Genomic DNA, 15,090 nt, shown 5'->3' on the forward strand with positions numbered 1-15,090 from the left:
ACGAAAAAAGCGGAACCTGAACAGGTTCCGCTTTTTTCGTGCCTTACTTTAATTATTCCTTCGCTGACAATTGCCCGCGAATAGCTCCGTTTGGATATTCCTTTGTATGAATGTTGACATAGTACAGACCGGCCTTCAAATCGGTAACCTGATCTGCCGTAAGCGTATCTGTAAATGCGAATGGATTGGTAAATGTTGTTCCGAAATCTATTACTACTGCACCAGTGGAATCAACGGCTCCCTTATGAATATGCCATGCAGTTGGTATAAAAGCAGTGGTAGAATCTCCCGCGGTTGAATCCGAGGTGGCGGTGTCGCTGTAAGCAATATTTAATTTCAAAATGTTGGTTTCCTGATCCAACGTTCCGTCCACTGTACCGGTAGCTGTTAATGTGTTTGCAGGCCTTTCGTTCGCTCCTGAAAGTGTGGTGGTAACTTTTAAAGTTGGCAAAACATCTACTGGTGGTGTTACATCGTCATCGTCATCTTTACAGCCCCACGCCACCCCTAATACGCAAATACCTATAAACGCAAATTTCTTCATACTTGTCAATCTGTTCATACTCGTTGAATTAAGTGGAAAATTGGTTATCAACGGATGGTCAGTAAAAAACAATACCAATTCTTGGAAAAAGGCTAAGTGTATAAAAGCTAAGGTTTAACCAAATATCAGATAATCAACAATTTGTAGATTAAGTACTCTTTTTGCTGAATTAGGCGACAAAATGATGACATCTTAAATGTTAATGAATATTAATATGAAAATTAGTATCGTTCCACATTTTTGGATCCAGCAAATCCTGCTAAAAAATGTATTGAACACCAACGTTAAATCCAAGATAAAGTCCTTTAAAATCCTTTTCACTTTTCTTTTTCCATAAATAATGACTTGTCAAGTCTTCACCTTTTCCTTTGGAATAATCGACATAATTTATCGACGGTCCGGCAAAAACTTCTAACCTATCCGCAAACTTAAACGCTGGCAGTATACGTAATGTATGTTTGAGATAATCGCCACTTTTAAAATCGGATAACATCAGGTTTGCTAACTCGGCGTTCACCCTGAATTTTTCTGCGACTAAAATATGCGCCCCTAAACCTGTCTCAAAGCCATACAATGAATTATTATCACTTTTGAAATTATAACCAACACCGACTATGCCATACAAAACTCTCCCGCCAGATCTGAATGATGCGATTGTGGTGGCCGTTTCATCCACGATTATTCCGACCGATTTTTCACCGTTTTTTACAAAATTCAATAGTGCAATTGTATAATCGCTGCTATCCGCGATATTGATCAAACCCGCAATCTGTACGCCCTTAACGTTTTTTGCAATGTTCATAAACCCTGAAATCTGCGTATTCACATCTTTCGCTTTGTTCAGAAATCCGGATACTTGTACACCTTTAACAGACTCACGGGTAATATTGCTGAATCCGGCAACCTGCGCTGCGCCTGCACTTTCGCTTAAATTCAGAAAACCTGCAACAGGTAATCCTTTCGCATTATGACGGATGAGATTCATAAAACCGGCAACCTGAACTCCGTCGGCAGAATCGCCAATGACGTTGGCTACTCCGCTGATCTGAACGCCTTTTGCATTTTCTTTTATAATTGTTGTTACACCCGAAATGGCAACTCCTGTTTCATTTTTTGAGACACCTCCGATGGCATGCAGGGAAAGTTTGTTTGTAAATTCAGCAGCATTCAAGCCGTTGGAGCTGATGGGATAAATTAATCCAATGTGCATCAAACGTGTTCTTTCTTCTTGTGCCAATGCTGAAATTGAAAAACCGATAAAGAAGAAACCAATGGCCAGAGATATTTTATAAGATTTGAAATAGATATTCATTTTGTCAGAAATTAAAAGGTAGCAAAAACCACGGCAGACAGAATGTAGAAATTGCAGGCCTTCAATTTATTTCTGATCGCTGTATATATTTTAGACAATTGATGGCCGCGATACCCTCATTTCATACGAAAATTTTCCAATAATGATGAGGGCTAAAGCCCGGAAGTTGGTTGGGATTTCTGGCAACCCAGGGTTGAAACCCTAGGTTAGTGTTTTGGCTTAAAAAGCCTTCCAGGAAAGGGAAATATCTGTGCAAGATGCCGGAAAGATAACTCAGAAAAAAGCTTGATAAAACTGCGGGCTAAAGCCCGGACACGTAGTTGGGATTTCTGGCAACCCAGGGTTGAAATCCTGGGTTAGTGTTTAGCTTAAAAATCCTTCTGTGAAGGAAAGATCTGTGTTGGATAACGGAGGATAAATCAGAAAAAAAGCTTGATAAAACTGCGGGCTAAAGCCCGGACACGTAGTTGGGATTTCTGGCAACCCAGGGTTGAAAACCTGGGTTAGTGTTTAGCTTAACAATCCTTCTGTGAAGGAAAGATCTGTGTTGGATAACGGAGGATAAATCAGACAAAAAGCTTAATAAAACTGCGGGCTAAAGCCCGGACACGTAGTTGGGATTTCTGGCAACCCAGGGTTGAAACCCTGGGTTAATGATATGGCTTAAAATCCTTCTGGAAAAGGAAAAATCTGTATAGGATGCCGGAAAGATAAATAAGAAAAAAGCTTGATAAAACTGCGGGTTAAAGCCCGGACACGTGGTTGGGATTTCTGGCAACCCAGGGTTAAAATCCTGGGTTAGTGTTTAGCTTAAAAATCCTTCTGTGAAGGAAAGATCTGTATTGGATAACGGAGGATAAATCAGAAAAAAAGCTTGATAGAACTGCGGGCTAAATGGTTGGATTTCTGGCAATCCAGGGTTTAAACCTAGGTTAGTGATTAGGCTTAAAAATCACACAAAGTCTCAGCAATAATCCACAAAAATTAACCCCAGGTTTCAACCTGGGGTCGGGAGTATATAAAAACTTTCCGGCTTTAGCCATAGCTACTTTCTAGAAAATTGACCCATAATTCCAACTCAGCCCACCTTGCCAGCCCAACCATGCCTGCGTATTCCGGCTCATTTTAAACCGTAAAAATCCTTTATCAGAAAAGGATTGATAGTTGCTGTTAAATTCTTTTTGTTCTGAATAAAACATAGAGAAAGCAGGTCCGGCACTCAGTGTAAGCGATTTATTTAGTTTGATATTTAATCCGGTTTGGAAACGATACAGTACCGGCAGATCTCTCCATCTTCCCAAATAGATATTTTGATCCGTAATTTCAGTATTCAGTGTTAAATTCTTACTGATTTTAAACTCCCTTCCAATACCGAAACCGAATGTATAAGCCTTGCTGCCTCCTATCGAAGAGCCGATCGTGAAAATATTATAGAGCTTTTTGCTTCCCGATTTCCAGGCCAGATTTAAGGGCAATATTTCATTTCCGTAAACTACAATTGCACCTTTACCCTTCTTCACAATATTAAGCAATCCAAAACTGTAACCAGACGAGCTGTCAGCCAGATTGACGATCCCGATCTGAACTCCTTTTAAATTTTTGGTATAATTAAATAAGCTACCCACTTGCAAGCCATTTGTTTCCCTTTTACTAATATTACCAATTCCGCTGATTTGCGGCCCGAAAACATTTTCGTTTCCAATATTCACACCGCCCGCAATCTGAAACCCGTGTATTTCCTTTCCGGATTTATTGAAAATTCCGCTGACTTGTCCACCATTTGTTTTTCCTTTTGTAATATTGCCGCCACCAGAAATCTGGACGCCTTTCAAATTTCCTGAAATTTTGTTTAATATTCCAGCCATCTGAACACCCTTTAAATTGCCTTTTGTCCAACCCGCAAAGCCCGATATCTGTACGCCAACCAGGGAATCCAGAACCTGATTGTAAATACCAACCACTTGCACACCTGTAAAATGTCCGGAAACGGCGTTGAAAGTTGTAGCCATTTGCAAATACCTTACATCCTTTTTTGAAATATTGAAAAGACCTCCAATTTCAACACCATTTACGCCGGCCGTATAACCGCCGTAGATATTAATGGAAAGCTTATTCACAATCTGCGAACTCATTCTTCCATGTGAGCTTAAACCCGGTGTCAAAGAAATCTGGTAAGGTAATGCTACAAAAAACCTGCTGATGTTCCGGCTTTGCAGACGCACGCGGGAAGAAACAAATAATCTCGTTAGCCAGGAGTTGCCACCTTCAGAATATATGACAATCAGTGTATCAAGATCAATCGCTTTTGGATTTATCGTGATATTTAAAGGTAAAGAAAATTCTGAATTTACAATTATCGTAGTATCTGCATAACCTACTTTACTGACTGTTAATGATATAGGGAAATTCCTGTCACGCATTTTCAGTTTAAAAATACCTTCCTCATCAGTTAAAGAAGAAACCAGAAGTTGCCGGGAATAAACACTGGCATAATCCACAGTTTTTCCGGATTCACTGTCAATGATTTGTCCTGTTAAATGATAAAATTTCTCTTTCGGCGTTTTTTGTATGATAATAAAATCTCCCGATTCCTTGTATTGATAGTTTCCCCGGAGCATCATTTCCAAAATCTGTTTCACAGATTTCGAATGCATTGTGATTGTAACCAGACTATCTCCCGGAATAATGTCGCTATTGTAGGAAAAACTAAAATTCCCCTGGTCTCCAATAATTTTTAACACATCAGAAACCGGTTTATTTCTGACGGAAATGGAAACGCTTTTATTCAATAAATTCTGGGCATGACAAACCGATAGCATCAAGGATAATGCTACAATCATATTGACTCTGAAAAAAATATGAGTCCGGTTCATCCTAAAACGAATCATGATACAACCAGAAATCTAACATTCGGGATCGAAGTTGTACTTCATAAAACTTAAAATTTGTCCTAATTTTTCCCTTCACTGCGTATTCAATACGATCTGCAATATAACATAATGACAAGCTGACGCAGCCAAACCCCTATTCCTGAAAGAAAGAATTGTTTAAACAAAACGGCCTAAAACAGAAAAGGCTGCAAAAATCTTGCAGCCTTTTCTGTTTTTAATTTACCAAATCCATCAAATCAAGGTTTTTTACCTGCTTTCAAAGAATCTTTGGATTTGTTTGCTTTAAATCTTTTATCCGGTGTTCCGTCTTTTTTCAGATTCTTGTTTTCAGCATAACGTTTGTCAAGCGTACCATCTTTTTTTAATTTGGCACCTGGCTGTGCAGCTGCTGCGTTTGTTTTAACATCTACCTTCGTTGTGCTGCTTGCGTCTTTATCTGTTTTCTTCTTGGTTACCGTTGTTTTTACTGCGGGCGTTGCCGTTTGAGCAAAAGTTGTTCCGGTAATGGCAAGGAACAAAATCAACATAATCGCCTTTAAATTTTTCATTTCTAAGTTTGTTTTTAGGTGTGACATTGGAATTAACTAAGGCTAATATACGAATTACTCCAAAAAATTATCTTTGTTGAAATTATCTTGAAAGTGTAATTAAAATATTATTAGACAATTCTCTCGCTGTAATTTATCATTTTCACCTAAAAAAGCCGTTCCATCAGAATCAGGCACGTTTTTCAATGCTTCAATTTTAATTTATACAGTAATCGAAAGAAAATTTAAAATTACTTTACTAATAAAATTTAATACTTTTTTAACAAAAAAAAACAAAGCCATGCGAAAACTTCGCATGGCTTTGTGAAATACGTATATATTCCTTTAATCAATCTTAACCTTTGTGGGCGAACATTTTTTCGTCAATTTCGATACCCAATCCTTGTGCGATACGTGCGCCTAATTCCGGGTCTGCCCGGAAGAAATGACATAGCTGGCGGTTCAAAATCAATTCACGTTTCGGTCCGCTAACATTTTTTAATGAGCCTAAAAAATTATTTACCTGAGTAGTTCTTTCTTCGTCATTGAACACTTTTCTGAACAAATCTCCTGCCTGGGTATAATGATCATTTTCACCATTACGATCATACCAATCAGCTACCAGAGAATTCATCTTTTCGGCAGGCTCCTTATAGGTGTAATCTATTTCAATGTTATCAAAACTGTTTGGGAAATAATTTGGTGATCCGCCGCCATTGCCGTCCAGACGCATCGCACCATCGCGCTGATAATTGTTGGTTGCATAAGGACAACGGTTCACAGGTAACTGCTCATAATTAGCACCCAATCTGTAACGCTGCGCATCCGGGTAAGAAAGCAGGCGTCCCTGCAACATTTTGTCGGGAGAATAACCAATTCCGTCCACAATGTGAGCCGGCGCAAAAGCGGCCTGTTCAACTTCTGCAAAATAGTTGGACGGAATTTGATTTAATTCCAACGTTCCGACATCAATTAACGGATACTCTCCTTGAGGCCAGATTTTGGTAACATCAAACGGATTCCAGCGAAAAGTCTGTGTTTCCTCCTCCGTCATTACCTGGATTTTCACATCCCATTTTGGGAAATCACCATTATCAATTGCATCAACAAGATCACGCTGTGCCCAATCCGCATCCATTCCTTTCATTCTTCCAGCTTCCGAATCTGTAAAATTTTTGATTTTCTGCTGGGTTTTGAAATGGAATTTCACAAAAACACGTTCGTTTTCGGAGTTGATCATGGAGAAAGTATGACTTCCAAATCCATGCATATGGCGGTAACTATATGGCGTTCCCCGGTCACTGAAAAGTATCATAACCTGGTGAAGACTTTCCGGATTCAACGACCAGAAATCCCACATCATCGTAGCACTTTTACAATTTGTGCGCGGGTCACGTTTCTGTGTGTGTATGAAGTCACTGAATTTCTTCGGATCCTTGATAAAAAATACCGGAGTATTATTTCCTACAATATCCCAGTTTCCGTCCTCAGTGTAAAATTTCAAAGCAAAACCTCTTGGATCACGTTCTGTATCTGCTGAGCCTTTTTCTCCTCCTACCGTTGAAAAACGGAGAAAAGTTTTGGTCTGCTTGCCGATCTCATTAAACAATTTGGCTTTGCTATATTTTGTAATATCGTGCGTAACGGTGAAAGTGCCATATGCGCCGGATCCTTTTGCATGCACCACGCGCTCAGGTATACGTTCGCGGTTAAAATGAGCCATTTTCTCATGCAAAATGAAATCCTGCAATAAAATGGGGCCTCTTGGTCCAACGGTCTGACTATTTTCATGCTCCGTGTAAGGTTTACCGGAAGCTGTGGTTAATTTTTTCTTTTCGTCTGACATAATGATTCAACTTAAACTTGTATTAATAACCTTCCCGAAGAAGTATGCTACAAATTAACAGCGCGCTTTATCATAAATCAAACTGATAGTTTCTATCTTTGCATAGATATAGTTTATACCACAATGTAAAAAACTTACTGACAGCAGTTTATCGACAACTGCTTGTTACCTCATTACTACACCAGACTTTTATGAATATTCAGCAACTGGAATATATAGTAGCCGTTGATAATCATCGTCATTTTGTTCAGGCTTCCGAACATTGTAATGTCACTCAACCGACATTATCGATGATGATAAGAAAACTTGAAGATGAATTAAGTGTAAAAATTTTCGATCGTACCAAGCAGCCGATTGTTCCAACAGCCATTGGAAGACTGATAATTGATCAGGCCAAAACGATACTTTTTGAAGCGCGCCAGATGGCCGAAATTGCCAAACATTTCAACGGCGATCTGTCAGGGGAACTTCGGATTGGTATCATTCCTACCGTTGCTCCGTATCTGCTTCCGCATCTGGTGCAACCCTTTATTGAAAATTATCCAAACATACGTCTCCATGTTTCCGAAATGATTACGGAGCGGATTATTACCGAATTGAAACTTGGAAATCTTGACGTAGGCATTGTAGCATCACTATCCGGGGATAGCGGCTTACAGGAAATTCCTTTGTATAAAGAAATATTTTATGCTTATGTTTCTGAAAATACGGATTTGTTCAGCAAGGAATATATTCTTCCGGGTGATATTGAACCAAATGATTTATGGCTTTTAGAAGAAGGTCATTGCTTCCGAACCCAGATCCAGCGTTTGTGTGAATTAAGCAGAAGCAGCCAGTTTGGAAACAGCTTTCAGTACCGGTCGGGCAGTATAGAGACGCTGATACGTATGGTAGAAAAAAATGGAGGTATTACAATTCTTCCTGAACTGGCTGTGCTGGAATTGTCGGAAGAAAGAAAAAAACATATCAGACATTTTCAATGGCCCGAACCCGCGCGTGAAGTGTGCCTGGTTGTGAATCGTGAACAAGTAAAAACACGCTTGATTGACGCGCTTAAAACCGGTATCATGGATTACGCTCCAAGAGAAATTTATGACAAGAAAGTTGAAATGCGTATTTATTAATGATCATATTTGATTAGTCACAGAAAATTAAAATCCTGATTATGAAAGTCGCCTTTTTCAGTACCAAATCATACGACAAAGAATATTTCAACAGATTTAATGATGATAACCTGCATGAAATAACTTTTTTTGAAGTCCCTCTAAATAATCAAACCGCAGGTCTGACGACAGGATTCGAGGCAGTTTGTGTTTTTGTGAATGATAAAATTGATGAAGAAACGATTGAAATAATAAGCGTCAATGGAATAAAAGTCATTGCACTTCGCTGTGCCGGTTTTAATAATGTGGATTTAAAAGCTGCAAAATCCAGAAGTGTCAGCATAGTCAGAGTTCCGGCTTATTCTCCGGAATCTGTTGCAGAGCATGCAACTGCTTTAATTCTTACGCTAAACAGAAAAACGCACAAAGCTTACAACCGCGTCAGAGAAGGGAATTTTTCTATTGAAAACCTGACAGGATTTAATTTATCAGGCAAAACGGTCGGCGTAATCGGAACGGGTTTAATTGGATCCTCTTTTTGTAAAATAATGCTGGGTTTTGGGTGTAAAGTTTTGGCTTATGATGATATTTATGAATCACCAGATTTAATCTCAAAAGGTGTTCAATATAAAAAGCTGGATGAGCTACTAACTCAAAGTGACGTAATCTCACTGCATTGCCCTCTTACCCCTGAAACTGCTCACATTATCAATGCCAATTCCATTTCAAAAATGAAAAATGGCGTGATGCTGATTAATACCAGCAGAGGCGCTTTAATCAATGCAAAAGATGCGATTGAAGGTCTGAAATCAGGAAAAATCGGATATCTCGGTATTGACGTTTATGAACAGGAAGCTGATCTTTTTTTTCAGGATCTTTCGGAAAGTGTTATCCAGGACGATGTCATTTCGAGGCTTATATCCTTTCCAAATGTTTTGATTACAGGCCATTTGGGATTTTTTACAAAAGAAGCGCTGGAAGAAATTGCGACGATTACCCTGAACAATTTATCTGATTTTGAGAATGGGCGAGAATTATTGAATGAAATAAAAAGCTGAATTCAACTTCAAATATAAACCCTACAAGTCAGCAATATAATTTCTCCCACCCAGATATTTCATTTGGCGTACAATCTGGTTTGTCCTTTTATTGACATATGGGGAAGGATTCTTGATGGAAAACCGAACCGGATTAGGCAGAACCGCTGCGATTCTTGCAGCTTCATAACGGGATAAATCCTTAGCAGATTTTTTGTAAAATCGTTGGGAAGCAGCTTCCACGCCAAATGTCATTTTTCCCATTTCGGCCACATTCAGATATACTTCCAGAATCCGTTGTTTGTCCCAGATCAATTCTATTAAAACCGTGAAATAAACTTCCAACCCCTTCCTGATATAACTTCTGCCGTGCCACAAAAAAACATTTTTGGCAACCTGTTGTGAAATGGTACTGGCGCCACGAACCCGTTTCCGCTTCTCAGTCATTGCATCATAAATTTCATCGAAATCAAATCCCCAGTGGTTCGGGAAATTCTGGTCTTCGGAGGCAACTACGGCCAGTGCCGCTTCTTTTGAAATATTATCGTAAGATTCCCAATCCTTATAAATTTTAGTATCCTCATCTACTCTAAACGCATCTATTTTTCGCGAGATCATAAAAGGTGTTACCCACACAGGAACAAATTTCAAAACCACGACCCAAATGATGGAAAAAGCAAAAAAGTAAATCAGGAATTTAAACGCATATAACAGAAAACGGCGGAGCATACAATAATTATTTCCTCAGGATAAGAAACCAAACCAACAAAAACACGTACAAAGAACAGAACTATTAAGGTTTGGACAAAGAATATCGACCCAGAAACACCATATTTTTTCTACACACACTATCTGTCAAGACTATGAATGAAGATCTGCTCAGTTTTATATGGCAATTTCAATATTTCGACGCGGCTAATTTGCAGACCGAAGCCGGAGAAACAATTCAGATAATTCGAACGGGCCATAAAAATACGAATGCCGGCCCGGATTTTTCCGATGCGAGAATTCGGATTGATGGTGTGGAATGGATCGGAACGGTCGAAATCCATACCAAATCATCTGACTGGCATCTGCATCAGCATAGCGAGGATGGTTCCTATGAAAGCGTGATTATGCATGTGGTTTGGGAAAATGATGTTCAAATTTTCAGACCCGATAAAACGTTGCTGCCGGTTTTATCACTCAAAGGTTTGGTGCGACTTTCCATTTTGGATAGATATGCATCTTTAATGCATGCTCAGGATTTCTATGAAAGTCCTGGAATTGCTTGTCAGGAACAATTCCCGTCCGTAAATGAATTACAGAAATTCTCAATGCTCGACCGGGTCTTACTGGAAAGACTTGAAAAAAAAGCATCAAAAGTACTCGAACTGTATCATGAGAATCAGCAGGATTGGGAAGAAACCGCCTATCAATGGCTTGGACAGCATTTCGGATTTAAACTAAATGATCCGGCATTTCTGCGCCTTACCCAGATCATTCCGTTGAAAATCTTGCAAAAACATCGCAGCCAATCCATTCAAATAGAAGCATTACTTTTTGGCAGTGCCGGGTTAATTCCAGACAAATCAGCGCTTGATGAAACAGAAGATTTATACATTGAAACACTTCGGAGAGAATATCAATTTTTGGCAAACAAATACAGGATTTCCCATTTAAAGATGAACAATCATGAGTTCAAATTTCTGCGTTTGCGACCAGCCGGATTTCCAACAATACGTATTTCTCAATTTGCAGATCTGATCACAAGAAACGGGACATTATTTTCTTCCATCACCTCCTCTGAAAATATAAAATCGCTTCATCATTTGTTTAGTCTCAAACAATCTGATTACTGGATTTACCATTTTCAATTTGGGAAATTGTCAAAATCCAATGTTCCTGTAATGGGAAAAGATGCAATCAATCTCTTGATTATCAATGCTGCGGTTCCACTGCTTGTCGCATATTCCAGACAACGGCAGCAACCGGATTTTCTGGATAAAGCATTATACCTGCTTTCAGAAATCCCAGCAGAAAGCAACCGAATTACGAGAGAATGGGAAACGTTGGGAATGAAAGTAAAAACGGCCGCCGATTCCCAGTCACTTATTGAATGGTACAATCATTATTGCACCAACAAAAAATGTCTGGAATGTACCGTGGGCGCCGCGCTGGTCCGTTCTACCTAAACTCTGCTGACTAAATTTACACCGGTAAGCAGGAAAACAGAACCAACTAAAAACGGAACAACGGATTCCCATTTTGAAACGGTAAGCCCCAAAACCGGTTTTTCAGAAAGAAATGCGACACAGGCAAACAACAAAACAGCAATCCCCAATAACGTCAGAAGTGCTCCGAAAAAACGTTTAAACTGTGTACTTTCCATTGTAATAAGTATGAAGATTTTGTTTGATTTATTCAGGTCTGCAAAAATAGAGAATACCTCAATTTATTCAATGTATCAATTGAATATAAAAGTGCATTATTGAACCGTTAAACCCATTTTTTTACCCTCTTCCACCATAAATGCATAGGCTTGTTCGTATTCGTTTGGAATAATTCCTTCCAGAATTGCTTCACGTATTATCTCTTTCATTACTCCTACTTCACGTGACGGCTTTAATCCAAAAGTTTCAATAATTATTTCTCCGGTAATCACAGGCTGAAAACTTCTCAGTTTATCGCGCTCTTCCAGGTCTTTCAGTTTTTGTTCAACAATATCAAAGTTGTGAAGAAACTTTTTGACCTTATCCGGATTTTTGGAAGTAATATCGGCACGACAAAGTTTCATCAAAGCCTCAATATCTTCTCCGGCTTCAACCAGAAGCCGACGCATAGCAGAATCTGTTATTTCTTCTCGCGACAAAACAATCGGGCGTAAATGCAGTCTGACCAGCTTTTTGACAAACCGCATTTTTTCATTCTGAGGTAATTTCATTCGTCTGAAAATCACCGGGACCATTCTCGCTCCGACTTCTTCATGATTATGAAAGGACCAGCCAACTTTTTTATCAAATCGTTTTGTTGCAGGCTTTGCGATGTCATGCAAAATAGCGGCCCAGCGCAACCAAAGATCATCCGTATTTTCAGATACATTGTCCAGCACCTGCAAAGTGTGATAGAAATTATCCTTATGCCCTTTTCCTTCGATCGTTTCAACGCCCAGCAGCTCAATCATTTCAGGAAAAATGATTGCCAGAAGTCCCGCATGATATAAAAGTTTGAAGCCATAGGAAGGAACCGGCGACAAAATTATTTTATTCAATTCATCCGAAATCCGCTCCATGGAAACAATACTGATCCGGTCTTTCATGCTGATGATCGCATCAAAAGTATCGGGTTCAATATCAAAATTAAGTTGTGTAGCAAACCGGATTGCGCGCATCATACGCAACGGATCATCTGAAAAGGTAATTCCAGGCTCCAAAGGCGTACGAATTATTTTTTTACGAAGATCTCGCATGCCTTCAAAAGGATCGATAAGTTCACCAAAATTGCTTCGGCTAAGACTTATCCCCATGGCATTGATCGTGAAATCCCGGCGGTTCTGATCGTCTTTTAAGGTACCATCTTCTACCGCAGGTTTGCGGGAATCCGGACTATATGATTCTTTTCTCGCACCCACAAATTCAACTTCAAGATCGCCCTGACGAATTTGTGCTGTACCAAAAGTTTTAAAAATACTTACATGCACATCTGGTCCAAGTTGCTGAGCAACAAGCTCTGCCAGCTCTATTCCGCTTCCGATGGAAACGATATCAATATCTTTACTTGGTCTTTTAAGTATCAGGTCACGAACGAAACCACCAATTATATATGCTTCAACACCCAGCTCTGACGAAGCCTGGGCTACTATTTCCAGTATCGGGTAATTTATTAACTGTTCTTTAAAATTCATGCCGCAAAGGTAAGGAATTCTTGTTCTTTACATTTATGACGAATTTAACGTCTTCTTAAAATTAAAACCAACATAAATTTTTTACTCTTCTTTACCGGTCACCTAAGCTGCTGTAAAAGGTTTGAAATCTTTACATTTATTTCATATAAAAGTCGCAGCGGAATCAGAATTAAAACTGATTTTTGACAAAATATATCCTGAACCTTAATAATGTCTTTTAAAAATGAAATATCCTTTTCTTAAATTTTCAATATACCTGCTCCTGTTTTTATTTCTGACCAATCTGACGGTTCATGCTCAGGATAACACCATCCATCTAATAGCTCATAGAGGTGGAGTTGTCGACAGCACCTTCACTGAAAATGGCTTTCCTGCTTTGAAAAAAGCAAAGGAAAATAAATATGATATGATTGAAACGGATGTACGCGTTACAAAAGATGGCGTGCTAATTGCTAACCATGATGCAAATTTTGAAAGATACTATGGATTGAAAGAAAAAGTTACAGACATGAACTGGGCAGAAATTCAAAAACTTTCCAGTAAACTGGATGGAAATGCTCCGTTAAAACTGGAAACGGTTTTTCAATTTTGCAGTAAAAACAAGATGAATGTAATGCTGGATAATAAAATTGAAGGACCGAACACAGCAGTATTTAACCAACTGTTGGCACTGCTTGATCAATATCATTTACGGGAAAATGCGTTAATGATCGGTACAGATGCTTCTACGGAATTTTTTACCGGCAAAATAAAACTTAGCTGTACAAGAAAACAGCTTGAAGAAAATAAAACCAGGAAAGATTACAAACCAGGACATTATTTCCTGTTTGAACGTCCGGCAAAAATTACACAAGACGATGTTAACTGGGCAAAGGATAACGGAATTTTGACTGTTGCGGCAATCAACAAATACCATTACAAAAATTCAGAGAATATGTACAAGGAAGCAAAAGACGATTGCGGCAAAATGATGTCTTTTGGAGTAAAATATTTTCAGATTGATTCTGAGTTCGCAGTTTTTCTAAAATAGAAAAAGGGAAATTCCTATCACCAAACCCACTGGGATTTCATATTTGCCTTTTGAAAAAGCGACCCGGATAACAACATAATGGTCAAATGTACTGGCCCCAAAAGAACCGTTGTAATAACCAATGCGGCCAGCAATACAATTCCAAGAAGCGTACGTATTAAAAACTCAGTAATGATGATCATGCTAATAGATAGGATTTACCGTGAAAACTTGGTAATTGTGACATCCCATGTCACTTATATGTTGATATACGTTTAATTTCTTGGATTAGATCGAGGAGGAATTTAAATAAATCAAAAATAGTCTAAAAATTATTGAAATAGTAACTTTTAGATTATTTAATAACGGAGAGCAAAACAAAGATATTAACAACTATTTGATTTTCAAATAGTTGTTAATAAATAGATTAAAGAAATTATTTTTTGTAAAAAAGTAAGATTATTAAATAAGCCTGTAAATTAGCTATTTACCATAAACAAAGCGGATTGTGGAAACCGGCTGAAAAGTTCTTTTTTCAGATCATCACTGATTGTCAGAGACGAAATTGCTCTGTCCATGCATGTTAGCCACGCAATTGCATCTTCTTCTGTAATCGGATGTGGAATATGGCGGGCTCTTAATCTGGGGTGACCAAACACTTCTGAATATAAAGCAGGACCGCCTAAAAATTGGGTGAGAAAGAGGCGCTGTTTTTCCTTGATTTCATCTTTATCGCTTTTAAAAAGTCGGGAGATGAGCTCATGTGCAAACACGTGATCATAAAAACGATCCGTCAACAATCTCAAAGTTTCTTCCCCGCCTATACGGTCGTATAATGATAGTCCTTCCATGGTTCAAAATTCGTATTAAATATTTCCTTCCACAAGTAAAATTTCCTGCTTATGACAGATATCATGATGCAACCACATCTCTTGTAC

14 protein-coding genes are annotated in these 15,090 nt (G+C 38.7%); 4 read left to right on the plus strand and 10 right to left on the minus strand.

Going from position 1 to position 15,090, the window contains the following annotated elements; translation table 11 throughout:
- Positions 1 to 52: 52 nt before the first annotated feature.
- The 5 genes from IEE83_RS21785 to IEE83_RS21805 all read right to left on the minus strand — a co-directional run bounded on the left by IEE83_RS21785 (position 53) and on the right by IEE83_RS21805 (position 7,120).
- Positions 53 to 562: a CHRD domain-containing protein gene (locus IEE83_RS21785; RefSeq protein ID WP_228101927.1), complete on the minus strand. Its 510-nt coding sequence runs from the start codon at positions 560 to 562 to the stop codon at positions 53 to 55.
- Between the two features lie 241 nt (positions 563 to 803).
- A complete protein-coding gene (locus tag IEE83_RS21790) occupies positions 804 to 1,856 on the minus strand; it encodes a hypothetical protein (RefSeq protein ID WP_194122604.1) in 1,053 nt (350 codons plus the stop codon).
- Positions 1,857 to 2,908: 1,052 nt separating this feature from the next.
- Entirely contained in the window at positions 2,909 to 4,696 is a 1,788-nt protein-coding gene (locus IEE83_RS21795; RefSeq protein WP_228101928.1) for an STN and carboxypeptidase regulatory-like domain-containing protein, read from the minus strand.
- A gap of 287 nt (positions 4,697 to 4,983) precedes the next feature.
- Positions 4,984 to 5,295 (minus strand): hypothetical protein, encoded by a 312-nt coding sequence (locus tag IEE83_RS21800; protein WP_194122605.1) that lies wholly within the window; start codon positions 5,293 to 5,295, stop codon positions 4,984 to 4,986.
- Between the two features lie 334 nt (positions 5,296 to 5,629).
- On the minus strand, positions 5,630 to 7,120 hold the full coding sequence (locus IEE83_RS21805) for a catalase (RefSeq protein WP_194122606.1): 1,491 nt from the start codon (positions 7,118 to 7,120) through the stop codon (positions 5,630 to 5,632).
- Positions 7,121 to 7,311: 191 nt separating this feature from the next.
- Between IEE83_RS21805 and IEE83_RS21810 the strand changes: the two genes are divergently transcribed.
- Positions 7,312 to 8,244 (plus strand): hydrogen peroxide-inducible genes activator, encoded by a 933-nt coding sequence (locus IEE83_RS21810; RefSeq protein ID WP_194122607.1) that lies wholly within the window; start codon positions 7,312 to 7,314, stop codon positions 8,242 to 8,244.
- A gap of 41 nt (positions 8,245 to 8,285) precedes the next feature.
- Positions 8,286 to 9,281, plus strand: coding sequence for a 2-hydroxyacid dehydrogenase (locus tag IEE83_RS21815; RefSeq protein WP_194122608.1), 996 nt, complete (start codon positions 8,286 to 8,288; stop codon positions 9,279 to 9,281).
- 21 nt (positions 9,282 to 9,302) lie between these two features.
- Here IEE83_RS21815 and mtgA read toward each other — a convergent pair whose 3' ends face one another.
- Positions 9,303 to 9,989 (minus strand): monofunctional biosynthetic peptidoglycan transglycosylase, encoded by a 687-nt coding sequence (mtgA, locus tag IEE83_RS21820; RefSeq protein WP_194122609.1) that lies wholly within the window; start codon positions 9,987 to 9,989, stop codon positions 9,303 to 9,305.
- Positions 9,990 to 10,123: 134 nt separating this feature from the next.
- Between mtgA and IEE83_RS21825 the strand changes: the two genes are divergently transcribed.
- Positions 10,124 to 11,434 (plus strand): DUF2851 family protein, encoded by a 1,311-nt coding sequence (locus tag IEE83_RS21825; protein WP_194122610.1) that lies wholly within the window; start codon positions 10,124 to 10,126, stop codon positions 11,432 to 11,434.
- Here the strand turns inward: IEE83_RS21825 and IEE83_RS21830 are convergent.
- Entirely contained in the window at positions 11,431 to 11,631 is a 201-nt protein-coding gene (locus IEE83_RS21830; RefSeq protein WP_090334525.1) for a hypothetical protein, read from the minus strand. The genes IEE83_RS21825 and IEE83_RS21830 overlap by 4 nt on opposite strands.
- A 96-nt stretch (positions 11,632 to 11,727) precedes the next feature.
- Entirely contained in the window at positions 11,728 to 13,143 is a 1,416-nt protein-coding gene (locus IEE83_RS21835) for a CCA tRNA nucleotidyltransferase (RefSeq protein ID WP_194122611.1), read from the minus strand.
- Positions 13,144 to 13,366: 223 nt separating this feature from the next.
- On the opposite strand from IEE83_RS21835, the gene IEE83_RS21840 reads away from it, so the two are divergent.
- On the plus strand, positions 13,367 to 14,173 hold the full coding sequence (locus IEE83_RS21840; protein ID WP_194122612.1) for a glycerophosphodiester phosphodiesterase: 807 nt from the start codon (positions 13,367 to 13,369) through the stop codon (positions 14,171 to 14,173).
- Between the two features lie 17 nt (positions 14,174 to 14,190).
- On the opposite strand, the gene IEE83_RS21845 is transcribed toward IEE83_RS21840, so the two are convergent.
- Both IEE83_RS21845 and IEE83_RS21850 read right to left on the minus strand, forming a co-directional pair.
- The gene (locus IEE83_RS21845) at positions 14,191 to 14,355 is read right to left on the minus strand and encodes a hypothetical protein (protein ID WP_194122613.1); all 165 of its coding nucleotides are present in this window, start codon (positions 14,353 to 14,355) and stop codon (positions 14,191 to 14,193) included.
- 276 nt (positions 14,356 to 14,631) lie between these two features.
- Positions 14,632 to 15,003: a globin domain-containing protein gene (locus tag IEE83_RS21850; RefSeq protein ID WP_194122614.1), complete on the minus strand. Its 372-nt coding sequence runs from the start codon at positions 15,001 to 15,003 to the stop codon at positions 14,632 to 14,634.
- Positions 15,004 to 15,090 lie beyond the last annotated feature (87 nt).

Source organism: Dyadobacter subterraneus, from assembly GCF_015221875.1.
In the GTDB taxonomy this organism is placed as follows: Bacteria; Bacteroidota; Bacteroidia; order Cytophagales; family Spirosomataceae; genus Dyadobacter; species Dyadobacter subterraneus.

Excerpts from the sequence above, each read along its gene's own strand:
- IEE83_RS21785 (WP_228101927.1), bottom strand. The coding sequence starts at position 562 with ATGAACAGATTGACAAGTATGAAGAAATTTGCGTTTATAGGTATTTGC.
- IEE83_RS21825 (WP_194122610.1), top strand. The coding sequence starts at position 10,124 with ATGAATGAAGATCTGCTCAGTTTTATATGGCAATTTCAATATTTCGAC.
- IEE83_RS21835 (WP_194122611.1), bottom strand. The coding sequence starts at position 13,143 with ATGAATTTTAAAGAACAGTTAATAAATTACCCGATACTGGAAATAGTA.
- IEE83_RS21845 (WP_194122613.1), bottom strand. The coding sequence starts at position 14,355 with ATGATCATCATTACTGAGTTTTTAATACGTACGCTTCTTGGAATTGTA.
- IEE83_RS21850 (WP_194122614.1), bottom strand. The coding sequence starts at position 15,003 with ATGGAAGGACTATCATTATACGACCGTATAGGCGGGGAAGAAACTTTG.
- IEE83_RS21840 (WP_194122612.1), top strand. The coding sequence starts at position 13,367 with ATGAAATATCCTTTTCTTAAATTTTCAATATACCTGCTCCTGTTTTTA.
- mtgA (WP_194122609.1), bottom strand. The coding sequence starts at position 9,989 with ATGCTCCGCCGTTTTCTGTTATATGCGTTTAAATTCCTGATTTACTTT.
- IEE83_RS21815 (WP_194122608.1), top strand. The coding sequence starts at position 8,286 with ATGAAAGTCGCCTTTTTCAGTACCAAATCATACGACAAAGAATATTTC.
- IEE83_RS21830 (WP_090334525.1), bottom strand. The coding sequence starts at position 11,631 with ATGGAAAGTACACAGTTTAAACGTTTTTTCGGAGCACTTCTGACGTTA.
- IEE83_RS21810 (WP_194122607.1), top strand. The coding sequence starts at position 7,312 with ATGAATATTCAGCAACTGGAATATATAGTAGCCGTTGATAATCATCGT.
- IEE83_RS21795 (WP_228101928.1), bottom strand. The coding sequence starts at position 4,696 with ATGATTGTAGCATTATCCTTGATGCTATCGGTTTGTCATGCCCAGAAT.
- IEE83_RS21805 (WP_194122606.1), bottom strand. The coding sequence starts at position 7,120 with ATGTCAGACGAAAAGAAAAAATTAACCACAGCTTCCGGTAAACCTTAC.
- IEE83_RS21790 (WP_194122604.1), bottom strand. The coding sequence starts at position 1,856 with ATGAATATCTATTTCAAATCTTATAAAATATCTCTGGCCATTGGTTTC.
- IEE83_RS21800 (WP_194122605.1), bottom strand. The coding sequence starts at position 5,295 with ATGAAAAATTTAAAGGCGATTATGTTGATTTTGTTCCTTGCCATTACC.